This is a genomic window from Desulfotalea psychrophila LSv54 (genome assembly GCF_000025945.1).
In the GTDB taxonomy this organism is placed as follows: Bacteria; Desulfobacterota; Desulfobulbia; order Desulfobulbales; family Desulfocapsaceae; genus Desulfotalea; species Desulfotalea psychrophila.
The window spans coordinates 86,968-109,895 of record NC_006138.1 but is presented as its reverse complement, the minus strand read 5'-3'; the positions used below and the strand labels follow the sequence as shown (position 1 = coordinate 109,895).

Below are 22,928 nucleotides of genomic sequence, written 5' to 3'. Positions count from 1 at the left end.
TTTGTAATACGACATGGATACTCTCCTAACAATTGCACATGTTGTTGTTTGTCTCTTCCTGATTGGAGTTGTTTTACTTCAACACGGTAAGGGTGCTGATGCGGGTGCGGCTTTTGGCGGTGGTGGTTCTAGTCAATCCCTTTTTGGGTCCGAAGGGCCTGTGCCACTGCTTAATAAGCTTACGACTGCTATTGCTATTATTTTTATGTTGACATCTATGGCTTTAGCGTTTATATCATCTCAGTCTGGTTCAGGCTCTGTGATGGAGAACGTTATTACTACGCCGGCGGTGCAAGAGAGCAAGGTTGCAACTCCAGCTGTATCAGATGTACCTGCTGTAAAAGAATAAACACACAATTTTGTGTGCCGAAGTGGTGGAATTGGTAGACGCGCACGATTGAGGGTCGTGTGGGGCAACCCATGTCGGTTCGACCCCGACCTTCGGCACCAAATTTAAAGGATCTTCACCAAGATTCTGGAAAGCTCCAAATCAGAAATGATTTGGAGCTTTTTTTTTACCTTGAATCATGCCTTTGCTAATCTCTTGTTATAAAAGAAGATTAAATGAAATAAAAGAGTATTTATTTTGTTGACAGCTCTTTTCTGATTGTGTATAAAGGTCCTCGTAGCAACGGTGAGCAGTAAAAAATGAGTTCAGCTCACAGCAAAAAGAACACACAATTTTGTGTGCCGAAGTGGTGGAATTGGTAGACGCGCACGATTGAGGGTCGTGTGGGGCAACCCATGTCGGTTCGACCCCGACCTTCGGCACCAAATTTAAAGGATCTTCACCAAGATCCTGGAAAGCTCCAAATCAGAAATGATTTGGAGCTTTTTTTTTGCCCTCCGTTTGCCTCCCCGCCCATTCCTTCTCACAGCCTTCTTTTCTGCCCACGTGACTCCATGTCGCTTTTTTGCTCTCCGTTTCTCCTGTGCCGTTTGCGCCCGTTTGTATGGGGTGAGGCGCCCCCTACTCTTGTTCTGCCTCTGTCAAGTGATGGTGGGTGGCCCTGCTCATCCCTGTGCCTGTTACTAGATGCCATTCTCTCTGGGGGCAATAATCTTCTTTCTGCCCGCCTATGTCCTCTCATGGTCCCTTCGTCTGGATATGCGACCATTGGTATCTTTTTGCGGTCTTCGTTTGACTAGGACCGTTTTAGCCTATTTGAGAGGACTGTGGAGCGCCCCTGGCTCTGCAACTATCACCAGCTGACAGTAAAGCCTCCTCAGCCTGGCAGTAAATCCTCATCCTGCCTAGCAGATTCTTTTGCCAAAATGTCCCTTTGCCAGAGGAGGTGCAGGGAGACCTCTTTTTTCTTACTTGAAAATGGGAGCCTGCTCTTTTCGTTAGCGCTGGCTATTGGCAAGATATCTTCTCCTCTCTTTGTTCCCTGGGAGGCTGCTTGCGATAGAGAAGCGAATATCAATAGCACAGGTATTTGTATCTCTTCTTGTCCCTTGCCCTTTGCTAAGGGAGGATTGTTCCCTCTTTTACTTATACTGTTCTCTTCGGCGAGATCGCTTTGGGGGCGATATGACTTTGTGTGCCTTTTCTTGTCTTTTTGCTAGCGAAAAGCGTGTTATAAAGATATAAGAAGATATTTTACTTATGCGAAAAGAGCTGTTATAGAGGATTTCTTCTTGTCGGTTTTGTTAAAGGAGAATCTACATATTATATAAAATGTTGAGGTAGCGTAGTGGACAAAAATATTTCTTCTCAGCCCCATTTTCGGGCTCTTCTCCCCTTGGGGCTTTTTCTCACCATCTTTGTTGGTAGTGGTATCTACTTTCAAAGTCAGGGTACAAGCTTTGCCTTTTATCAGGTAGCTGCACCTGTTGCTGCCCTTCCTGCTATCATTCTCTCACTTTTTCTCTCTCGGGAAAAATTGGGCGCATCGGTGGAGAGATTCCTGCAGGGGGCAGGGCATAGTGATATTATGGCTATGTGCATGATCTACCTCCTCGCCGGTGGCTTTAGCTCTGTTGCCAAGGCAACGGGTGGGGTTGATGCCGTTGTCGGCTTGGCAATTTCAGTAATTCCTGCATCCTTCTTGCTGCCGGGACTTTTTGTTGTGGGTGCTCTTATTTCCACAGCCATGGGTACCTCCATGGGAACCATTGCTGCCCTGGCCCCTATTGCCCTCGGTATTGCTGGGGAAGCCGGGCTTTCTCTGCCTTTGACAGCAGGTGCTGTGATGAGTGGTGCCATGTTTGGTGATAACCTCTCTATTATTTCTGATACCACCATTGCCGCCACCAGAACCCAGGGCTGTGAAATGAAGGATAAGTTTCGGGTCAATGTGGCTGTGGCCCTGCCTGCGGCGATTATTACTATTATTATTCTTCTCTTTCAGTCTCAGGGTACTGCTACTCCTCAGGTGGCTGGGGATAACTCTCTCTTTCTTGCCCTGCCCTATCTTGCTATTCTGGTTATGGCTGTTTCCGGGGTCAATGTATTTGCCGTCTTGCTCTCTGGAATAATCTTGGCAGGCGCTGCAGGTTTTTGGATGAGTCCAGACTTTACCCTCTTGATCTATGTAAAAGAGATCTATAATGGTTTTACCGGAATGCAGGAGATATTTATTCTCTCTATCTTTATTGGTGGATTGGGCGAGTTAATGAAGGCCCAGGGTGGTCTTCTTGCCCTGGAAAAAATGGTTTCGGCGGGGATTAAGCGTGTAGCCTCAGGTAAGGGCGGTACGGCTATAGCCGAGGCGGGAATCGGGGTATTGGCCTTTCTGACAAATCTCTGTACAGCCAATAATACCGTTTCTATTCTGGTTACAGGTAGTGTGGCGAAAAATATTGCCAAGGAAAATGGGGTTGAACCAAAGCGGGCGGCGGGGACCTTGGATATCTTTGCCTGTATCTGCCAGGGATTTATTCCTTGGGGGGCGCAAATTCTGTTGGCGGCATCGATTTTTAAAATTTCTCCCCTCACCGTGGTCAGCAATGTTTACTACTGCATGATGCTCTTTATCTGTGTAACGATTTCCTTGCTCATTCCTCGAAAGAATTAAAGAAAGCTTCTCTTGAGCGGTATTCTCAACCAAATTCATTGGTTGAGAATACCGCTTTTTTTATCTCCCCTCTCTGTGTTAAAATTCTTTAACTGATTAGTCTATGGGAAAAGATTTTTTTAAAAGATCTCTCTCACCGGACGTTTATTTCCCGCTCATGTTATTTACTTTAGGGACTTTCATTTCCTAGGAGGTATCTGATGGTTGATTTTTTTCAGCAATTCAGCCCTGTCGGCCAGGCATTTATTGCGACTCTGTTTACCTGGGCGGTGACGGCTGCCGGGGCGGCTCTGGTCTTTTTTACCAAGAGGGTGAACCAAAAATTGCTGGACTGTATGCTTGGATTTGCTGCCGGGGTAATGATTGCTGCAAGTTTTTGGTCATTGCTTGCCCCTGGCATTGAGATGGCTGAACATTTAGGGCAAACCCCATGGTTGACTGCAGTCATAGGCTTTATGGGAGGGGGGATATTTATGCGCATAACGGATAGGTTATTGCCTCATCTTCATCCCAGTTTGGGCATGAATAAGAGTGAAGGTATAAAAACCTCCTGGCAGAGAAGTACCCTGCTTGTTCTGGCCATTACCCTGCATAATATTCCAGAGGGATTGGCCGTAGGGGTGGCTTTTGGTGCTGCGGCGGCTGGCCTGCCTTCGGCGACCCTCGGCGCGGCCATAGCCCTGGCCATTGGTATTGGCATTCAAAACTTTCCTGAAGGGACAGCTGTTTCCATGCCTCTGAGAAGAGAGGGTATGTCCAAGGGCAAAAGTTTTTTCTTTGGCCAGGCCTCGGGTATAGTCGAACCGATTGCCGGTGTTTTGGGGGCCCTCTTTGTCTTGAAGATGCAACCTGTTCTCCCCTATGCCCTCTGTTTTGCGGCCGGTGCCATGATCTTTGTGGTGGTGGAGGAATTGATTCCGGAGTCCCAGAGAAAGTATGAACACATTGATATTGTTACCATGGCAACCATGACCGGATTTTCGGTGATGATGATTCTTGATGTTGCCCTTGGTTAAAATATTTTTTGTCTGTCGCAGCTGAGATAGTTGAGGGGAGGCACTGCTTTTTGCAAGCGTATTGGTATTGATGATAATTCCATTTCAACTAAGAGGAGCTGATATGGTTAAACAAGTTTACTGTGATGCCTGTGGCAAGCTGTTGTTGCGTTTGAATCTTGGTGGCTTGTTGTTGGTTCATGGTCTTAGTAAGGTGCTGAATCCAGATAGTCTGGATTTTATAGGTAGGAGTTTGGTTGCAGTTGATCTGCCCGCAGTCCTTGCCTATGGTGTGTATCTAGGCGAAGTTATTGCCCCGATAATGATTATTTTAGGATACCGGGCCCGTCTCGGTGCCTTCATTGTTACCGTGCAAATGGCCGTTGCCGTGGGTCTCGTCCATATGGATGATTTTTTAGCCTTCACGCCCCATGGAGGATGGTATCTTGAACTTCAGGCCTTTTATCTCTTCGGTGCCTTAGCCATTGTTTTTTTGGGCAGTGGCAAGCTTGCCCTCAGGGGAGATTAGGGCTGGCGAGAGGTAAAGCAGGGTCAGGCCCAGCTTCATAAGCTGGGCCTGATTGCTGTTGGCACAGATTTTTAGCTGTTAGTTGAAAAGGTTCTGCAAAATTTTCCTCTCAGGGCTTACGGGCTCGCCCTCTTTTTCCTTACCAAATATTTCTTCAAGGCCGCGCTTGATCTCCTGCTTGGCCTTTTCTTTGGCTATTTCTTCAAGGCTGAGGCTGAATTTAGGCATCTGCCAAGTCCCCGTTATCTTGATGGGGATTTCCAGGCCACGGAGAGAGCGGAGCTCTTCTGCCTCCTGCCCCTGTAGCTCTTTGGCCAGGGCTGTTTTGAGGAGGAAGTTAAGGTCTTCTTTCACCAGGTTCGTCTCTCCTGCCCCCTTAACTATGAATAGTGGTGATATGAGTTTGAGGTTGTTGGTTTTTGCCACTCCCTTTGCCAGGGTGAGGGTCATGCCCATTGAGCTAAAATCGGTTTTTAGCTCGCCCTGTTCTTTTTCGGTTATGACTTCTCCCTTGAGGATAGCAGCTGCCTCACGGAGCATCTTGGGAATGTTGACTCCGTGGATGGCACCGTCAGCAAATTGCAGGTCTACTGTTCCCTTGATATTACTTCTGATTTTCTTTTGGCTCAGGCCACGTCCAGCCACGTCTATGGAGACCTTGGCCTTTCCTTCCAGCATTTTTATGTCGGCAAGGTCCATGAGCAGTGGCCGTGCATCTACCCCCACTATCTCTTTTTTGGCAAGGTAGGTGGCAGGTCTGTTGTTGCTGTTGATCTTGACCCTTGCCTTGATGCTACCCTTATAAAGGTTTGCTGCAAGGGAGGAAATTTCGGCAATACCCTTTTGGATCTTGAGATTGATCAGGACGTCGGTGACATGGACTCCCCTTGCCTTAAATTTATCTACGGCAAGAGTGCCGATGAGATCAAGCTGTTTAAGGGCGCTGAGGTCCGGTTCCTGATCGGATATGGTCGCTTTTACTTCCGGGCCCGTTTGGCTGGGCTTTGCCGCAGGTTTGGCCTTATTCATGCCGAGTAGCTGATCAATATCGATACTCTCACTACTCATATTGAATCGGATCTGTCGTACCCGACCATCTTTAAAGGAGGCCTTGCCCTTGATGATCATCTGCTCAATGTCTGCTTCAAGGGAGGGGATGGTGAGGAGGCTTTGTTCGACATTATAGTTGGAATCGGCCTTGAGGATGAGATTGAGTTTCTTTTTGGGCAGGGCATCTCCTTTAAGGTTCGTCTCTACCTGTAGGCCTGTTACCTGTAGCTGGTTAAAGGCCCTGTCGCTCTTGATCTTTGTGCTTCCTTTAGAGGCAAAGTCTAGATCTCTCTTTTTCCCCTTGATGGAAAATGTTAGATTGCCATCCTGGCCCACGGTAAATTGATCAAGGTCTATCCTGACGGATTCTATCTGTATTTCCGGGGTGGTGGCACTAGTTTCCAGATGAAGCTTCTTGAGCTTCACTTCCCCCAGATCCGCCGCTATGAAAATTCCCGTCTGCCCTGAAGAGCTTACGGTGATTTCATTGCTCGTGGCCGATAGGGAAAAACTTATCTTGCTCCATTCGCCGGGACTAAAATGATCAAGACTAAAATTCAGCTTGCTCATTGTCTTAAGGTCTCCCGTTTTGTCATTACGAATGGTTGCACTGGCATTGGTCAGCGATATACCCTGGAGGATAATGTCCCATGGGGCTTTCTCCGCTGTCTCTGCGGAGGTGCTTTGTTTCTCTTCTGCCTCTTTTTTACCGGTTATCATCCCATCCATATTTGATCTGCCATCGGCCAGAGTTTGAATGAAGATATGGGCATTTTTGAGGTTTATGTTGCCTATTTCAAGACGGTGAGAGAGGAGTGGCATCAGGGCAAGGTCCAGTTCTGCATTGCTGAATTGAACGAAATTCTCTGCAAAGCCGGGAGGGCTTTGCAGAGTAGTTTCTCCCAGGGAGAAGCCTATGCGGGGGAATATTTTCCAGCTCATATCCCCGCTGATGACCAGTTCCCTGCCGGTGGCCTTTTTTACCTGATCGGCAATTGTCGGCTTCAGTTGGTTGGGATCTATCAGAAAAAAGAGGGCGCCAAAGCCGATTATAATCAGCAGAAGAGCGGCAAAAATTAAGTAGAGAAGCTTTTTCATTATTATTTCCTTTTATGAAAATTGCTGAGGGGTGTGCATGTACTCTTATTGTAGCTTAGAGAGTTATTTTTATTCTAGCAAAATTTAATCTGCCCATGAATTCTTGGCTAGAGGTTATCTTTTTTTGGGATTAGGGGTATTCGAGTGCAGGGCGTGGTCTGTGAGGTCCATGGCGAGATAAGAGTTGAGTAGGGGTGGGTAAGGGCAGGGCGAATGAGCTGTCATTTCGCCCCTCCATGAAAGCTTAGGCGGTTTGAGCTCCACGTGGTTTCTGCCAGTTGGTGGAGAAACCGTGGTGACTGAGGATCTCAATGGCTCTGCTCATGTGGTTAGCTACTTGGCTTACGCCGTGGGAATCATCGCCAGGGACAACGGCAATCTCCAGTTCACGTGCTCGTTCAAGGATGGCCTTGCTGATATAGGGCTCTTGTGCGCCCTTGGTCAATGCCCGCAGGTTGAAGTCCATGATCAGGTCGTGTTTCTTTATAAATTCGAGATTACGTTCGATTTTGGACATAATTTCAGGTTTTTGCAGTCTGTTTTGGTAGTCGTTATCAAAAATGCGTACCAGGTCAAAATGTCCCACCACGGAGGGGCGGAGTCTCTCCATCATTTCAAATTGAATATCAAAGTAGTGGCAGTACATTTTGTCAATACCACCAATTTTTTCAGCAGTAGCATTATACTGTTCTGCGGAATAATCAATGCCCATGTCATCGACAAAGTGGACAGAACCGACCAGATATTCCGGGGAAAATTGCTCCATAAGAGAGGGGACAAAGGTGTCGTAACCACTGTAGGTTTCAATCTCCATGGCAACGGAAATTTTGATTTTGTCCCTGTATTTGGCCTGAAGTCTCCGGCACTCTTCGATGTAGAGAACAAATCTATTGAATAAAAATTCAGGGGTGAGACCAAGTTTTTTTTGATCAGGATAGAGAAGCTCTTCACTTATTGAAGGGGCGTGCTCGGGTAATGCCAACCCAGGGAAAACCAAGCTCTATGTATCTTAAGACGATATCCTCAAGACTATCCACTGCGTGACTACAAAATTGGCCGCTATGGCCACCGTGTACTGATATTGGTTGTGCTTTTGTCATCTCTTCTACCTTTGTCCTCTCTTAATGTAGTGATTTTCCTGTACTGTTCATTGCCAGGTTGCTATCCCGAACTCCCTTTAAGGCAGCAAGTCCGTCGGCAAGTTCTATAACATCACCCGCTCTTCCCTTGACGATAATGACTTCAAGGCAATTATCGTGATCCATATGTACATGGGTGGTAGAGACGATATGGTGATGGAAATCGTGCTGAAGATCCGTAACTTTTTTTTGTAATTGGGATTGATGGTGATCGTAGATAAGGCTGATTACTCCCATTACATCACGATCCTCCTCCCACTCCTTTAAGACAAAGTTTTTACGGATAAGATCGCGGATGGCTTCAGAACGATTATTGTATGCTTTTTCAGCAATGTGTTGGTCAAAAATTTCGAGTAAATTATCATCGAGAGAAATAGAAAATCGTTTGAGCATATGAGATCCCTTTTATGGGTGTATTTGGTGATATTTTCAAGAACAGATCTAAAAATTATTTTTATATATCTTAGGCTTATTGCCTAAACCTTGGCGGAAAAAGATAAAGCCGATGAGCATTAAGATCAAGAGGTAGGGGGCAAAGTAGCCTATAGAGTCTCTGAAGGCGAGATTTTCTACCATTTGCTTACCGAGGTGCGGTTGATTACTGATGATTTTGCTTTCTTGCGCTTTCATTAGCGCTGCGAAAAAAATACCAATAAGTGCATAGGATAAATTAAACATCATTCCCTTAAAGCTCAGCACCGTGGCTCGCATTTCCGAGGGGGTGATACTGTTGAGGTAGTGACTGGTAAAGAAGCTGGTAAAGGTAAGCCCGGTAAAGACAAGGGCAACTGCCAGGAGACCATAGAAGATTGAAAAGCTGGTCAGACCAAAGAGGCCAAGAAGGGCTATGGCTCCTGTAATAGCAATATTTTTTTTGGCACTATAGCTGATCACCATATGCTCTGCAATCCTTGGGGTAATCAGGCCAAGCACCGCCATGGCAGCGCCAATGATACCAAAACTTGCGTCGGGCAGGCCAACAACACGGAAATATTGACTGGTCATGGTGACGATCATACGGAGACTATGGTCATAGCACATGGCGATCATGATGATGGCGAGAGCAAAGGGGCATGCCATTATCCATTTGCCTGCCTGCATTGTTTTATAAAAGGCCTGTTTGATGCACAGTGGTTCCTCGGTGGCTGTTTCCTGTGGCTCTTCCATCATACATACCGTCGCAAAGGCTAAAAAGCCAAGAATCAGGGTAAGGTAGATGGGAAAACGCATGGTTGTTTCCTGAGTCAGGCTTATGCTTGAGCCGAGAAAGTGGAGAATTCTGTTCATAGCATGAGAATCATAGACGATTGAACCAAGGGTCACAGAGATCATAACGGCAACTGCGCGAAATCTCATCTGGACACTGAGCACCTTGGGCCATTTGCCGGCCAAGCCTTTTTGCATAAGGGTGTCGTAGGTAAGGGCCTCATCTGCACCACTGGCCATGGCCTCGGCAAGCCCGCTGAGAACGCGATTGAGGAGAAACGCGGCAAATATGAGTTTAGAGTTTCCCAAGGGAACAAAGGCGATCAGTGAGAGCTCAACAATCATGAGGCATGAGGTGAGTAAGAGAAGTTTTTTGCGGCCAATAATATCGGCCAGGGCTCCCGATGGCACCTCGGAGAAAAATATAGTTACGGCCCAAACTGTGTTGAGGAGGGCAAATTGTTCGATGGTGAGGCCGTAGTCAAGAAAAAGAATAGTGAAAACGGGGTAATAGAATCGAGCGTTAAAGAATACTCGAAAGGCAATAAAGAGACGTACATTTCGAAGTGAAAATGGAGACGGGGCATTAATGTTCTCTTCTTGATTGGTCATAGCTTGTTCCTATTACCTTTTGTGAGTTAAAGGGCAAGCCCCTGCATCCGGTCTGGGTCTGCAATACGCTTTTCAATACAATGTACAATATATGATAAAAAGAGGCAGATAATAAGGTACATACTGGTGATAATAAGCCAAACCTCAAGGGTGGCCTGGCTTGAAGCCATTACCTGCATGCCCTGGAAGGTGAGTTCCTGGATGGAGATAATGGAGACGATGGAGGACCATTTAATAGTATTGATAAACTCATTGGCCAGGGTCGGGAGCATTGTTCGTACAGCCTGGGGCAGGATGACGCTGCGTAACTGGGTCCATTTAGTGAGCCCCAGGGCGCTTGACGCTTCCCACTGTCCTCGGTCAACGGCCTCTATGCCCGCTCGAACAATCTCGCCTATATAGGCTCCCTGGAATAGGGCCAGAGTCAAGATACCCGAGAAAAAAGGTGTAATTGTCTCAGGCTTTGAGAAGAAGAGAGATATTGCCCTCTGGCTCCTTGGCGAGAGGTTTCGCATAAAGTCATCAAGGGGCAGAAGGGCAAAGAGCTGGTCGCTGATAAAGTAGTAAAAGATGAAGATCAGTACCAAGGGGGGAGTATTGCGAATAAGGGTGATATAGGTGGTGCCCACCAGACGAAAGAACAATCTGCTGCTGGTGCGCATGATGCCCATGCTAAAGCCGATAAGGGTGGCAAATATCATCGCCCAGATGGAGAGCCGAATGGTGGTAAAAAGACCTTCCAGGAGCACACTGGGCCTGCCTTCTCCTGTCTGAGGATTAATATAATATATATATGGTAGAACAGCCTGCCATCTCCAGTGATAGTTCATTCCCCAGACGAGACGATAGAGGAGGAAGGCAAGACCAGTGCTCAGGGCCAAAAGGAGCATTCCGTCGAGGAGGCTGAAATTTTTTTGTTTTTGCATATATTTTTTTGCTTCCCGAGCTCTCTATTCTACTTGATCTATCCACTCTTTACTGTTGAACCAGTAGTTATGACGTTCCTTAAGCCAGCCCTCATGGTCGACAATCCTGATCCAGGCATTGAAGAAGGCCAGGGCATCGGGGTCACCTTTTCTCAGGGCAAAGGCAATGGGCTCTTGGCTGAAGGTGTCCGCTATGGGATTAAAGAGGATGTCCTGATAATCAAGGGCCTCATAGACCGGACGAGGTGCAGAACCCACTACGGCCGCGACCTTGCCATTGCGAAGTTCCTGATAGGCTTGGATTTCTGTGTCAAACATTCGAAGCTTTGCTCTGGGCATATATTTTTTGGTGGCAGTAACTGCGCTTGTCCCTAGCTTTACCGCAATTTCAATCTCGGGACGGTTAAAGTCTTCAATGGAGGAGAAGCCCTTGGCCAATTTCCTGTGGGCGACAATTCCCATTCCCGAATAATCATAGGGAATGGTGAAGTTGACCTTGAGGGCCCGTTTGCTGGTAATGCCTATGCCGCCAATAAGAACATCGAATTTTCCGGTGAGGAGGGCTGGCACGATTCCGGACCAGGGGGTGGGCACAAATTCAACTCGAACGCCCATATCTTTTGCCAGCCTGCGGGCAACGTCAATTTCAAAGCCCACCAGTTCCCCTTTCTTATTTTTCATTGCCCAGGGTTGAAAAACGTCCATGCCAACACGGAGGACTCGTTTTTTTTGAATTTTACTGATAACGCTTGAACGGGTTATGTCACCCTGAATTTGACTTGCCTGAACCGTGCCTAGCATCATTATACAGAGCAGGGCTAGGGTGAAGAAAGCAATTTTTTGAACCTTCATTTTTTTCTCCTTTGTTTAGGAATAGTTGAACTTTTTGTCCATAAGAAAAACAGCGATTGATAAGAGGATATTGATACAGAGGTATATAAGGGCAACTGTGAACCAAATCTCAAAGGAAAGATAGGTCTCTGCCACCAACATCTGGGCCTGCATGGTGAGATCATAGATGGCAATGGTGCTGACCAGTGCAGAATCTTTAACCAGGGAAATAGCCTGGTTGGTCAGTGGTGGGAGAATCTTTTTTATTGCCTGGGGCAGGATGATAAATCGGTATCGCTGTATATTTGACAGACCAAAGCTGGCAGCGGCCTCGTGTTGTCCCCGGTCTATGGAGAGAATTCCCGTCCGAAAAATTTCAGAGGTGTAGGCACCTTCAAAGAGAGAAAGGGCAAGGATTGCTGAGCTAAACCTCTCCAGCCCGAGGATGGGGCCAAAAACAAAGTAGATAAAAAATATCTGGATCAGTAGTGGAGTGTTACGACTTATTTCAAGATAAAAAACGGCAAGTCCATGGCCTACTCTCGAGGATGAGAGGCGAAGTAGGGCGGTGGTAAGGCCAATAAAGAAGGCACAGACCAGGCTGATTCCGGATATCTGTAGGGTGATTTTCAGTCCCTTGAGTAAGGGGCCGGCCTTGAAACTGCCACCTGTGAAGCTACCTATAAAATCAGGTATTTGATACCACTGCCAATAGTAACCCAGGTTTTCGATACTCCTGTCAGCCAACCAGCCCAGGATCACGAGGAGCACTAGGAAAAATAGGCAATCAAAGACAAGGGATCCGGGGCCCTGTTTTGAGTGGGGGATGTTTTTGGGTGCAAACATGCAGTAGACCTGTTAGGTGACATTTAGCTAGGATGGGAAAGTATACAGTTAAACATTCTACATGCTTAAAAGCTAAAAATCTACCAGTAGGTCAAGGTAAAGGAGATAATCTCCTTCCCTAGGGTTTCTTTTTGGCCATTCTTGTTCTGGCTATCTCTGTGATTGCTTTAAAGTCCAGCTTGCCACTGCCCATTTTAGGCAGGCTCTCCTGATAGAGGAATTTCTTGGGTAGGGACAGTTTGGGTAGATGCTCTGCCATCTGTTTGAGCACTTTTTTCTCATCAATTTCTGCTGTGACCACGGCAATAATCTTTGCGCCTTTGGTGGCGTCTGGCACCTCCACAATGCAGCAGAGGGTGTCTTCTGTAAGAAACTTCTCAAGCACATCTTCAATTTTAACTAGAGAAATCATCTCGCCGCCAATTTTGACAAATCTTTTTAGTCGGCCGACATGCCAGAGAAAACCATTTTTATCAATATTTCCCATATCGCCGGTATCGTACCAACCATTCCTGATATGGAGACTTGTCTGTTCAAAGTCATTGAAGTAGCCCTTCATGACGCTCTCTCCCTTAACCAGTATTCGGCCATCTTCTTCGGGAGGGCACTCCTCTCCTGTCTCATAGTTTTCAATGCGTATCTGTAAATCAGGAAGGGGCTTGCCGACGCTACCGGGGCAGTTGGCTTCGGGGCAGTTGGCCGCAATAACGGGAGAACACTCCGTGGCTCCGTATCCCTCATAGAGGGTGATACCGTGTTTCTCTAAAAATTTTGTCCGCAGGGAGTCAGGGCATTTATCTGCTCCGGCCAGGGCGATGCGCAGGGAAGCAAAATCACCTCGTTCTGATTTACGCAGATAACCCCAGAAAAAGGAGGGGGTACCCACTAGAAAGGTGGCCTTGTGCTCCCGGACGATGCTACAGATCTTTTTGAAATCAAGGGGGTTGGCGTAGGTCAGCATGGTAAGACCCTTGGAGATGGGTAACCAGAAGCTGGTGGTGAGGCCAAAAACATGAAAAAAGGGCAGAGACGAAAGGAAAATATCCTCGCTGTTAAAGTGAAATATCTTATTGATGGAGTTGATATTTGTATTGATATTTTTGTGAGTAAGCTGGACGGCCCTGGGTTCTTTTTCACTGCCGCTGGTAAAGAGGATGACGGCTGTGTCTTCATCATGGCTGCCGTGTACCAGGGTCTTGATAGTGTTTGCCGGCAGGGAGGCAATAAAGGCAGCCTTGGCCTTTTGCAGACCGTTTATGCCCGCCATGATATCTTCGATATAGACCATGCCCTCGACGTGGGGGCAATCTATCTTCTCCAGCAACTTTTTTGAGGTGATGATCGTTGAAAAGGCACATTTTTGTTGGGCGAAGCGGGCATTTTGTTCTGCCCCCGTCGAATAGTTGACCATTACCGGGATACGTCCACAGAGCAGAAGGCCGAGGTTCGAGAGTATGCAGCCTGCCGAGGTGGGCAACATCAGGCCGACAAAGCCCTTGTCGAATTTTTTAAATATTGCAGAGAGGATCAGGGAGGCAATAAGTGCTTTTTTATAGTCAAGTTTTGCCCCGGTGCTGAAGTCGTGTATGGCCTCTTTCTTGCCTAATCTTTTAGCCACTTCAATGAATTTATGGTGTAGCTGCACGCTTACTCTCCTTGCGGGAAATGAAATGATCACTTTGGATGTGAATAATTAATCTTATAAAGATTAATTACCATTTATCAGCAAAGCCCGCAATCTGAACGAGACGCTCCTCTTATGGGCCGTCATTGAACTTGATCGTTGCTCGAGGAGCCTTTGCTTAATTGATGTGTAGTGGTGGGGCGAGGAGGAAGGGATTTCCTCTTGGAGGATGTTTTATCAGTGGTAGCAGCGCTGGTTTTTTCTGAAAATTTATAGACTTTATAGCTAGCTGGGCTGCTTTTATTTGGCTGAGGCGAGCTTTATGCCAATAAAAATAAGTATTGAGCCGGTAAGCCCGTTGAAAATACGATTGTAGGCCCGGGAGGCAAAGAGTCGTTGGGCTCTATTGGTGATTCCTGCAAGGACGCATCCATAGATCATTGCCACTGTGAAGTGGGTTGAAACTACAATAAGTGATTGGATTACTGGCGATTTTTCAGGACTGATAAACTGGGGTAAAAAGGCGAGATAGAAGAGAACTGCCTTGGGGTTGAGGATATTGGAGAGAAAACCCTCGCCGAAGGAGCGGAAGAAGGTAAAGGAGACTGCTCCTGTTGCTGTGCCGATAAAGAGGTCGGGCTGGCTCTTGCCTGCCTGGCGCAGACCGCAAAGACCTAAGTATATAAGATAGACGGCACCCGCGTATTTAATCAGGGAGAATGCCCAGGCCGTTTGTAGGAGGATCAGGGAAAGACCCATGGCGGAAATCATGGCATGGATAAAGAGGCCGGAGCAGATACCAAAGCTTGTGCTGATACCATCTTGCCAGCCACCCCGAACGCTGTTGCGAATGACAAGGATTGTATCAACGCCAGGTGTCAGGGTGAGGAGGCTTACTGCAATAAAGCAGGTGATAAAGGTGTGAAGCTCCATCCTAACCCTGGTATTTACGAGTGAAACTCTTAAAGAGCTGCATGAGCTTTTTGCTGTGCAGGCCGACTTTCTGTGAGATTTGCTCGGAGTTTATGGCGCAGACGGGTAATATCTCCTTGTTGGAGGCCGTGATCACGGCCTCGTCCATAAGGCGGATTTCATCCTGATGGATGGGACGAATTTCGATATTGAACTCTCCTTGGGCCAGATCAAGTACCGCTTCCCTGGTGATTCCAGGGAGTATGCGGCTACTTGGTGGGGTAACAAGGGTCGAGCCAAAAAAGGCAAAGAAATTTGAGGTTGTTCCCTCTTGGAGAAAGCCTCCCGCGTCGAGGTAGATGGACTCAACTGCCCCCCGGGCCGTGGCCTCCTGCATGGCCAGGATGGCCGGGATGTAGTTGGTGGTCTTTGCCCCGGGAAGAAAACGGCTGGTTCTACAGGTGGTCACCTTAACCCCATTGCTGTACCACTGCTCAGGTAACGGGTGTAGGGGGCTGACCATAATGATAAGCCTTGCCGCACCCCTTTCCGGGAGAAATCCACCAAGGCTCTCTCCGCCGGTGATGACAAGGCGGATCTGATACTCCTGATGGTTATTGTGGGCGATGGTCTCCATGGTGAGTCGGAAGATCTCTTCACAGGAGACCGGGAGGCTAAGGCCTACGAGCTGCGCAGATCGGGCAAGGCGATCTATATGGGCCTGTAGTTGGAAGGGATGACCATTATAACTGCGGAGGAAATCAAAAACGCCATAGCCGCGGAGCAGGGAGAGGTCATGTACCGAAATTGTGGCCTTCTCTTCAGCAATGAAATTCCCGTCTAGGCAGTATATGCTCATCTTCTTGTTCCTCATAAGGTTATGCCTTGCTGCCCCATTTTCCCCTAATAGTGTGGCGGTAGCGGGTCAGGGCCTTGGTCTTCCGTGCCCGTACCCATGGCGACCAGGGCATGTTTGAGCTTTTCAAGTTCCAAGAAAAGGGTATTGATCTGTTGCTGTTGATCGATAATAACCTGGTTAAGGGTGGCTATTGTCGTATCTTGAAACTCGAAATCCTCTTCAAGGCGTTGAATTCTTTCCTCTGTCTCCGCAACCATATTTTCTTACTCCGCAGGCTCTGTAGGATAGGTGATGGTGAAGAGGATGATGCCATCGATTAATTTATTGATCTGTTCTTCGCTAATGCTATCAATCCCGTCATCGCTTGCCTTTTGCTGAATCTCTAACCAGGTAAAAATAGATTTATTGGTTTTTCTTTCATAGAGACCCTTCTTATACACCCTGCTGTTGATCTGCACAGAGGTATATGGATGGGTTACACCACCAACTTCCCGCATGATAGACATTTCGTTCTGCAGGGAAAAATTTTGTAGATGACTCTCAAGCAGGTTCATGGCCAAAACCAGGGCAGAGAGTTTTTTTCCTTCGCTGAGCTGTCTCTTGGCATTTATGAGAAGACCACGTTCAAATTTCCCGTAGACTTCGGTTTTCATGGAGACCAACCAATCTCCCTGTAGCTCTCTTTGCGCTGCCGTGAGGATACCTAGGGCACGTTCTGTTCTGGTAGGGGTTGGGTAGGGTCACCTCTTTTTCGAATTCTTTGTAGAATTGACTTGTTACCCCAAAGGTGACGCTCAAAAAAGAGAGAGCGGAAATCCTGAAGTCGTGGAATTTTTTTTCATTGAGATATTGTTTTTGATGACCCTCAACTGCAGTTTCGAGGATTTTGTCACCCATTTTGATAAGAGCAATAATCTTCTTGTCTGTATCTCTTTGTGTTTTCATTATATTTTCCTGTTTAAAGTTGATCTCTACTTTTGTCTACATACTACCACTTATGTAGATCATCTTTCTTGCTTTTTCAAAAGAGAGTGAGGCGAAAGATGTGTATGCTGTTTCTGCACAAAAAGCTACTTCTTGTAAAGAAAAAAATATGCGAGCTTTTCTTTTTACTTCTAAAATTTCTTTTTTGTTTTGTTTTGTTATTCGCCTTTTTGATATCATGTTTTCAAATCTATCCATGCTTATTGCTTTGGATTGGTCAAGGAAAGTGGCTTGGCCTATAACAGTAAAAAGGAAGGCTATGGAATTCAGTAGAAGGAAAGGCTATGGAATTGTTTGAAGCTCTACACGTCAGAAGAAGTTGTCGCAGTTTTCTCGATAAGCCGGTGTCAGATAGCGATATAGAAAAAATATTACGGGCCGCGATGGCCGCACCTTCTGCCGGCAATCAGCAGTCGTGGCGTTTTGTGGTGGTGCGGGATAAGAAAAAATTGGCTACTATAAAGGAAATACATCCCTATGCAGCAGTGGTGGTCGGTGCTCCTCTTGCTCTGCTTGTTTGTGGAGAGGTTACTGGTAGGTGGCCGATGTACTGGTCGCAGGATTGTAGTGCGGCAACCCAAAATATGCTTCTTACGGTTAGAGAGCTAGGCCTTGCTGCCCATTGGCTGAGGGTTTATCCAAATCCCGGACGTATGGCTAGTTTTAGAGAAGCCTTCGCCATACCCGCGGAGGCGCGGCCCTTCGCCGTTATTCCCATTGGCTATTCTGGGACCCCTGTCGAGTTCAAGGATCGTTTTAAGCCAGAGTTTATCCATTATGAGAGTTGGAAGTAAAAGGCCTGCATTTGCCTCTATTCCTCTCTGTTGCAAAAAGCTTTATATGCTTCATGCTCCTCCTCTGTTGTCTTTATATCATCCTCATAGAGCAAGGCTGCGCTATAGAGTAAGAAGCCAATGGCCGCCAAGGGGGCAAGCTGTGGGATAAAACCATGCCAGACGGGGGGGAAGAATTGGGGAAGAAAATATTTAATTCCCAGATAAGAGATAACAGCCAATATGGCACTCAGCCACCACGGTGTGTGCTTTTTTTTCATAAATATCCTTCAGTTTTGTTTGACCATTTCGCGTATCTGTAGGCTTTTCTCGATAAAGAGCCTGGTTCTCGCCATTCCGCTAGCGCTTCACTGCTACAGCTTTCTGTGTCTGTCCTTTACCAAAAAAATCTCTGTGTACTCTGTGCTCTCTGTGCTCTCTGTGGTTAACTTTTTGTCCTTGTCCTTGTCCTTGTCCTTGTCCTTGTCCTTGTTTTTGCTTTTAGCTGACAGCTGACAGCTGACAGCTGATAGCTCGCCATTCCGCTACGCTCCACTGCTACAGCTTATTTCCCCCTAATTGCTTCTGGTCAAGACGAACGAGGTGATAATATCGACCCTTAAGAGCCAGCAGTTCCTGGTGGCTACCCTGTTCGATTATCCTGCCCCTGTCCATAACAATAGTCTTATCAGCCCTCTTTATGGTGGAAAGTCTATGGGCGATGATGATGGAAGTACGGTTGACAAATGTTTTAGCTAAGGCCTCTTCAAGGATATTTTCAGACTCGGTATCGATGGCGGCGGTTGCCTCATCAAGGACGATTATAGCCGGTCTGCGGCAGAGTACCCTGGCAAAGGAGAGGAGCTGCTTTTCTCCGGTAGAGAGATTCTGACCGCCCGGGCCAATGGCGCTGTCTAAGCCTTTGGGGAGTTTTTTTACAAAACGGTTCATCCCCGTCTCTGTTAATATTTTTTCAACCTCGGCGCGTGATCGGTTGGTGTCCATGATAATATTGGCAAGGAGGGTATCTTGCAATAAAATAATATCCTGTAAAATAACCCCCACCATGGAACGAAGGGTCTTGAAGGGATATTGGCTGATATTATTGCCGTCGATTGTTATCTGCCCCTTTTCGGGGTCATAAAATCGTAGCAGGAGGTTGATAAGGCTGGTTTTACCTGCTCCGGTGGTACCGACGATGGCTATGGTCTGGCCGGCTTGGATATGGAGGTTGATGCCTCTGAGTGTCGGTACCTTGGGGTTGTAGCTAAAGTGGATGTCATTGAAGATAATCTCTCCCTGAACAGGGGAGGACGGGCCAGAAAGTCTTTCCGGTGCCTTTATCTGTGACTCTGTATCGAGTAGATGGAAGATTCGCTCAGCCGAGGCCATGGCCGCCTGGACGATGGAGTATTTTTGTGAGAGTTCCCGGAGTGGTTGGAAGAAGAGGCGCATATAGGAGAGGAAGGCCACCAGTTCCCCCAGGCTGAGATGCTTTTGTATTACCTGGCCACCGCCATACCAAAGGATAAAGGCCGTGGCGATGGTTGCCATAAACTCGGTGAAGGGCATAAAGGCGCCAAACACCTTTACCTGTCCCAGGCAGTGGCCTAGGTAGGTTTGATTTATCTCTTTGAACTGAGAAAAGAATGTTCGCTCACGGCCAAAGAGCTGGATGGTTGATGCCCCTGATATCGCTTCGCTGAGAAAGGTGTTGATTTTGCCGATCCCGACCCGCATGGCCCTGAATTTTTTCCGGGCCAGGCGGGAAAAGATGATGGTGCTGATCAGGGCGAGGGGGAGGAAGAGGGTCATGAAGAGCCCTAAACGGGCATTCATCAGGATAAGGATGGCCAGAATGCCAATAAGGCGTAGGCAGTCATTAAAGAGGTTGACGATCACCGAGGTGAACATATCGTGCATATTTTGAATATCGTTTGTGAGCCTGGTGACTAAGCTGCCCGTCGGATGATCGCTGAAGAAGCGGAGGTCGAAGCCTAACATGCGACGGAAGAGGGTTTGGCGAATATGGTGCATTACCTTTTGTCCAATCCACTCGAGGAGGACGATCTGGAGAAAGTTGGCTGCGAAAAAAAGGGTAATGCATGCTGCGTAAAGAACAGCTATTTGACCAATGCCGGAAAACCTGGTGTCCATGGGCAGTTTGGTCGCTGTCATAAAATCGTCGATACCCCTTTGGATAAGGTGGGGGAGACTGAGGCTGGTGGCGGTGATGAGTAGGGAGAGAATGATAGCAGCGAGCAGGTGCCATTTGTAGGCAGCCGTCATTTGCAGGATGCGGCCCCAGAGTTGCCCGTCTGTCAGGGAGCCTGTCTGCCCGGCCTCGTCGTATCCATAGCTTTTCATAGTTTCTCCTCCCTCTGTTCCTGTTGTTTTTTAGCCATGGACTGATAGAGGGAATTGTGTCTCAGGAGGTGTTGGTGGCTACCACGGTCGGCTATTTCGCCACTGTCTAAAATAATAATCTCATCGGTCATGGAGAGGAGTTTTATCCGGTTGGAGATGATGATGATAGTTTTGTTTTCTCCTTCCCGGAGTCGGGAGAAAATTTGGTGCTCGGTTTCGACATCGACGGCGGAGAGACCATCGTCGATCAGGAGGATGGGCCGTTTTGTCAGCAGGGCTCGGGCCAGGGCAATGCGTTGTCGTTGGCCACCGGAGAGCTTAACGCCCTGTTCGCCGATGAGTGTGTCATAGCCATTGCTCAATTCACTGATATTATTGTGTATGTCTGCCCGTCGCGCGGCTTCTGTTATCTCCTCTTCGCTTGCCTCCTCATTGCCAAAACGAATATTGTTTTTCACCGTATCGGAGAAGAGGGTGGACTCCTGGCTGACATAACTGATCTGCTCTCGCAGTTCGTTGAGGCCTTGCCTGTTAACGTCTATTTCGTTGTGGAGGTACATACCGTCCTCTACAGGATAAAGCCTGCAAAGAATTCGACAGAGGCTGGTCTTGCCGCAGCCTGTTCGCCCCGTGAGTCCATATGTTTTTTCTAAGAAAGTGAGATTTATATGGTGCAGGGCTGGCTGTGAGGCATTGGGGTAGGTGAAGGAGAGGTCACAGAGTTCTATTCGTGCCCCCTTGGTCTCTCTTGAGGCCTTTTCCGGGCCATCGAGCATCATCGATTTTTGCTCCATAAGGAGGCGTATTCTCTGTAGTGAGGTTAATCCTCTTTGAGCGAGGTTGGTCACCCAGCCGATGGCCATCATGGGCCAGATGAGCATATAGAGATAGGTGATAAAGGCAACAAAATCACCGAGGCTGATCACTTCTTGGATGACCATTCTCCCCCCAAAAAAGAATATCGATAGTATGCCGAGATTTCCAACCAGGGTGGAGAGGGGCTGCAATAGGCCATTTATGACGCCAACCTTCAGATTTGCCCTGACATACTCTTTGCCAAGGGCATCGAATTGATTTGTCTGTAGATCTTCCATTGTGTATGCCTTTACTAACCATATGGAAGAGATGGCTGAACGGGAAAACTCGGTGAGATGGGAAAATTGTTCCTGTACTGTCTCGAATCGGGTGTGTAACTGTCCTGCCAGTATTTTAGTGCTTATCGCCAGAAGAGGCAGGGGGACGAGGGCCAGAATGGTGAGCTTGACATTGATGGAGAGCATAAAGGCGATGGCTACGGTCAGCATTACGGAGGAGTCGACGGCTGCCACTGTACCCATGCCAAAGGCCATTTGCACGGCGCTTAAGTCATTTGATGAGTGGGCCATTAATTTTCCCGTACTGTTTTTTTCAAAAAAAGTGGCGTCCATTTGCAGGATATGGGAAAATATACTGTTGCGAATGGTGCACTCAAGGATACGGGAAAAGCCTAAAATCATATAGCGCCAGCAAAAGCGAAGGATGATAACGGTGCAGGCAATGCAGATAATAAAAATTGCAAGTTGGGCCAGATTGGTCGTCTCTGCTTTCGTGGAGATGGAGTCAATGCCTTGCTTGAGGATACGTGGAATTAGTAGTTGCAGGATATCAACGATAATCAGGGCCATGAGCCCCAGGGATATCCGGAGGCGATACCTTTTAAAGGAGGGGGCCACCAGCAGGAGGAGTTGGCGGAGAGAAGGTCTTTTTTCTGATGCGGATGATTGCAAGGTGGTTATTCTGGGTTGAGGTTTGATGATTTCTTTATCATACCAGATATGGGTAACTTACACCAAAAAATGATTGTATCCTGGAGGTACTGCCACTCTATGAATAAAATATATGCTGTACTGCTGTTATTCGCCCTTTGTGCCTGCCGTGGCGAGGGTGTTGTGTCCGGGAAAAATGGGGGGCGTATTCTTGCTGTGGGTGATAGCCTGACTGCTGGCTATGGCCTGGAAAAGGAGGATGCCTACCCAGCCCTACTCCAGACAAAACTTGCCCGGATGGGTTATGCCTTTGAGGTTATAAACCTTGGCGTAAGTGGGGAGGTCAGTGCTCAAACCCTTGCCCGTGCATCTGATATTTTGGCCTATGAGCCTGATATTGTTATCCTGGAGACAGGCGCTAACGATGGCCTTAGGGGCTATGCCCCTGCCAAAATAAAGGATAATATTTCTCAGTTACTGCAAATTTTTGCAGATAATGACGTTGTTGTTGTCCTGGCGGGGATGAAGGTTAGGGCGACCAGGGGGCAGGCCTATATGCAGAGATACAATAGGATCTATTCTCAGCTGGAAGAGGATTATAGTCCTGTCTTTTTTCCATTTTTTCTAGAGGGTGTTGCCCTCGACTGGCGTTATAATCAGTTGGATAGGCTTCACCCCAACCAGGCGGGCTATCAAATAATTGTTGATAATATCTTGCCCTTTGTGGTTAAAGGCATAGAACGGGTTGAGGTGAACAGGTAGGTCTGTTATCCATTCATCCTGTTATGATTTTGTTTTTCTTATTAAATATTAACACCATAAATAATGTTATGAGCAATCCATTTCAGGACCAGTTCTTAAAGCTTGGCCTAGTTGATAAGAAGCAGGTGACCAAGAGTAAAAAAGTTCAACATCAGAAGAAGAAACAAAAGGTTGCCAAAAATGCAGCACCTGTAGTTGATGAAAACGCCCTCTTGGCTCAGGAGGCTCAGGAGAAGAAACGGATTCGGGCTCAGGAGCTTAATCGTCAGCGTGAGGAAAAATTACGCAAGCGTGAAGCGATGGCTGCGGTAAAACAGATTATTACTCAGAATCGTATAGAAAAAGACAAGAAAGGTCTTGCCTATCATTTTACCGATGATAAAAAAATACAGCGCATCTTCGTTGCTAAAGAGGTTGCCGATCAACTCAGCAAGGGGCGATTGGGTATTGTTGCTTTTGCGGCAGGTTATGAGGTTGTGAACCGGGCTGTCATTGAGAAAATAGAGAGTCTTGCCACAGGTACCTTTGTCTTTATTGCTGAAATGACAGCTGATCTTGATGAAGAAGATCCCTATGCGGAGTATCAAATCCCCGATGATCTTATGTGGTAGCTCTCCCTCGGGTAGTAAGGGCTTATCTCTTCTCTATGG

Annotated in this window: 25 protein-coding genes and 2 tRNA genes; 9 read left to right on the top strand and 18 right to left on the bottom strand. The window is 47.3% G+C overall.

Annotated elements, in window-relative coordinates:
- Positions 1-13: 13 nt before the first annotated feature.
- The 6 genes from secG to DP_RS00465 all read left to right on the top strand — a co-directional run bounded on the left by secG (position 14) and on the right by DP_RS00465 (position 4,544).
- Positions 14-349, top strand: a complete 336-nt coding sequence (gene secG, locus DP_RS00490; protein WP_011187344.1) for a preprotein translocase subunit SecG — start codon at positions 14-16, stop codon at positions 347-349.
- Positions 350-365: 16 nt separating this feature from the next.
- A tRNA-Leu gene (locus tag DP_RS00485) sits at positions 366-450 on the top strand.
- Between the two features lie 239 nt (positions 451-689).
- Positions 690-774: transfer RNA gene (locus DP_RS00480), tRNA-Leu, on the top strand.
- Between the two features lie 923 nt (positions 775-1,697).
- Positions 1,698-3,020, top strand: coding sequence for a Na+/H+ antiporter NhaC family protein (locus DP_RS00475; protein ID WP_011187342.1), 1,323 nt, complete (start codon positions 1,698-1,700; stop codon positions 3,018-3,020).
- 200 nt (positions 3,021-3,220) lie between these two features.
- Positions 3,221-4,036: a ZIP family metal transporter gene (locus tag DP_RS00470; protein ID WP_011187341.1), complete on the top strand. Its 816-nt coding sequence runs from the start codon at positions 3,221-3,223 to the stop codon at positions 4,034-4,036.
- A gap of 103 nt (positions 4,037-4,139) precedes the next feature.
- Positions 4,140-4,544: a DoxX family protein gene (locus DP_RS00465; protein ID WP_041277433.1), complete on the top strand. Its 405-nt coding sequence runs from the start codon at positions 4,140-4,142 to the stop codon at positions 4,542-4,544.
- Between the two features lie 78 nt (positions 4,545-4,622).
- Here DP_RS00465 and DP_RS00460 read toward each other — a convergent pair whose 3' ends face one another.
- From DP_RS00460 to DP_RS17780, 15 genes are all read right to left on the bottom strand, one after another.
- Positions 4,623-6,692 (bottom strand): AsmA family protein, encoded by a 2,070-nt coding sequence (locus DP_RS00460; protein ID WP_011187339.1) that lies wholly within the window; start codon positions 6,690-6,692, stop codon positions 4,623-4,625.
- 244 nt (positions 6,693-6,936) lie between these two features.
- A complete protein-coding gene (locus tag DP_RS00455; protein WP_162096612.1) occupies positions 6,937-7,674 on the bottom strand; it encodes a histidinol-phosphatase in 738 nt (245 codons plus the stop codon).
- Complete coding sequence (locus DP_RS17785; RefSeq protein WP_156792164.1) at positions 7,640-7,792, bottom strand: hypothetical protein; 153 nt, start codon at positions 7,790-7,792, stop codon at positions 7,640-7,642. The genes DP_RS00455 and DP_RS17785 overlap by 35 nt, the downstream gene beginning before the upstream one ends.
- Before the next feature lie 21 nt (positions 7,793-7,813).
- Positions 7,814-8,224: a nickel-responsive transcriptional regulator NikR gene (gene nikR / locus DP_RS00450; protein WP_011187337.1), complete on the bottom strand. Its 411-nt coding sequence runs from the start codon at positions 8,222-8,224 to the stop codon at positions 7,814-7,816.
- Positions 8,225-8,272: 48 nt separating this feature from the next.
- Positions 8,273-9,649 (bottom strand): MFS transporter, encoded by a 1,377-nt coding sequence (locus tag DP_RS00445; RefSeq protein WP_011187336.1) that lies wholly within the window; start codon positions 9,647-9,649, stop codon positions 8,273-8,275.
- A gap of 26 nt (positions 9,650-9,675) precedes the next feature.
- Complete coding sequence (locus DP_RS00440; protein WP_011187335.1) at positions 9,676-10,575, bottom strand: amino acid ABC transporter permease; 900 nt, start codon at positions 10,573-10,575, stop codon at positions 9,676-9,678.
- Between the two features lie 24 nt (positions 10,576-10,599).
- Positions 10,600-11,427 (bottom strand): transporter substrate-binding domain-containing protein, encoded by an 828-nt coding sequence (locus DP_RS00435; RefSeq protein ID WP_011187334.1) that lies wholly within the window; start codon positions 11,425-11,427, stop codon positions 10,600-10,602.
- 15 nt (positions 11,428-11,442) lie between these two features.
- On the bottom strand, positions 11,443-12,252 hold the full coding sequence (locus DP_RS00430; RefSeq protein WP_011187333.1) for an amino acid ABC transporter permease: 810 nt from the start codon (positions 12,250-12,252) through the stop codon (positions 11,443-11,445).
- Positions 12,253-12,370: 118 nt separating this feature from the next.
- Complete coding sequence (locus tag DP_RS00425) at positions 12,371-13,897, bottom strand: AMP-binding protein (RefSeq protein WP_011187332.1); 1,527 nt, start codon at positions 13,895-13,897, stop codon at positions 12,371-12,373.
- A gap of 279 nt (positions 13,898-14,176) precedes the next feature.
- A complete protein-coding gene (locus DP_RS00420) occupies positions 14,177-14,809 on the bottom strand; it encodes a LysE family translocator (RefSeq protein ID WP_011187331.1) in 633 nt (210 codons plus the stop codon).
- Between the two features lies 1 nt (position 14,810).
- Positions 14,811-15,647 carry an aminotransferase class IV gene (locus DP_RS00415; protein ID WP_041277432.1) on the bottom strand — a complete coding sequence of 279 codons (837 nt, stop codon included), beginning with the start codon at positions 15,645-15,647 and terminating at the stop codon, positions 14,811-14,813.
- Between the two features lie 44 nt (positions 15,648-15,691).
- Entirely contained in the window at positions 15,692-15,904 is a 213-nt protein-coding gene (locus tag DP_RS00410) for a SlyX family protein (RefSeq protein ID WP_041277431.1), read from the bottom strand.
- A gap of 6 nt (positions 15,905-15,910) precedes the next feature.
- Positions 15,911-16,300: a hypothetical protein gene (locus tag DP_RS00405; RefSeq protein WP_041277430.1), complete on the bottom strand. Its 390-nt coding sequence runs from the start codon at positions 16,298-16,300 to the stop codon at positions 15,911-15,913.
- Positions 16,272-16,592: a hypothetical protein gene (locus tag DP_RS00400; protein ID WP_011187329.1), complete on the bottom strand. Its 321-nt coding sequence runs from the start codon at positions 16,590-16,592 to the stop codon at positions 16,272-16,274. The genes DP_RS00405 and DP_RS00400 overlap by 29 nt, the downstream gene beginning before the upstream one ends.
- Positions 16,593-16,628: 36 nt before the next feature.
- The gene (locus DP_RS17780) at positions 16,629-16,829 is read right to left on the bottom strand and encodes a hypothetical protein (RefSeq protein ID WP_011187328.1); all 201 of its coding nucleotides are present in this window, start codon (positions 16,827-16,829) and stop codon (positions 16,629-16,631) included.
- 86 nt (positions 16,830-16,915) lie between these two features.
- On the opposite strand from DP_RS17780, the gene DP_RS00390 reads away from it, so the two are divergent.
- The gene (locus DP_RS00390) at positions 16,916-17,425 is read left to right on the top strand and encodes a nitroreductase family protein (protein WP_011187327.1); all 510 of its coding nucleotides are present in this window, start codon (positions 16,916-16,918) and stop codon (positions 17,423-17,425) included.
- Between the two features lie 17 nt (positions 17,426-17,442).
- On the opposite strand, the gene DP_RS00385 is transcribed toward DP_RS00390, so the two are convergent.
- The 3 genes from DP_RS00385 to DP_RS00375 form a co-directional block, all read right to left on the bottom strand.
- Entirely contained in the window at positions 17,443-17,685 is a 243-nt protein-coding gene (locus DP_RS00385; protein WP_041277428.1) for a hypothetical protein, read from the bottom strand.
- Positions 17,686-17,962: 277 nt separating this feature from the next.
- Positions 17,963-19,771 (bottom strand): ABC transporter ATP-binding protein, encoded by a 1,809-nt coding sequence (locus DP_RS00380; protein WP_011187326.1) that lies wholly within the window; start codon positions 19,769-19,771, stop codon positions 17,963-17,965.
- Positions 19,768-21,537 carry an ABC transporter ATP-binding protein gene (locus tag DP_RS00375; protein ID WP_011187325.1) on the bottom strand — a complete coding sequence of 590 codons (1,770 nt, stop codon included), beginning with the start codon at positions 21,535-21,537 and terminating at the stop codon, positions 19,768-19,770. The genes DP_RS00380 and DP_RS00375 overlap by 4 nt, the downstream gene beginning before the upstream one ends.
- A gap of 99 nt (positions 21,538-21,636) precedes the next feature.
- Here DP_RS00375 and DP_RS00370 point away from each other — a divergent pair, with 99 nt between their 5' ends.
- Both DP_RS00370 and DP_RS00365 read left to right on the top strand, forming a co-directional pair.
- Complete coding sequence (locus DP_RS00370; RefSeq protein ID WP_011187324.1) at positions 21,637-22,278, top strand: arylesterase; 642 nt, start codon at positions 21,637-21,639, stop codon at positions 22,276-22,278.
- 68 nt (positions 22,279-22,346) lie between these two features.
- Positions 22,347-22,889 carry a DUF2058 domain-containing protein gene (locus tag DP_RS00365; RefSeq protein WP_041278138.1) on the top strand — a complete coding sequence of 181 codons (543 nt, stop codon included), beginning with the start codon at positions 22,347-22,349 and terminating at the stop codon, positions 22,887-22,889.
- The last annotated feature ends 39 nt before the right edge of the window (positions 22,890-22,928 follow it).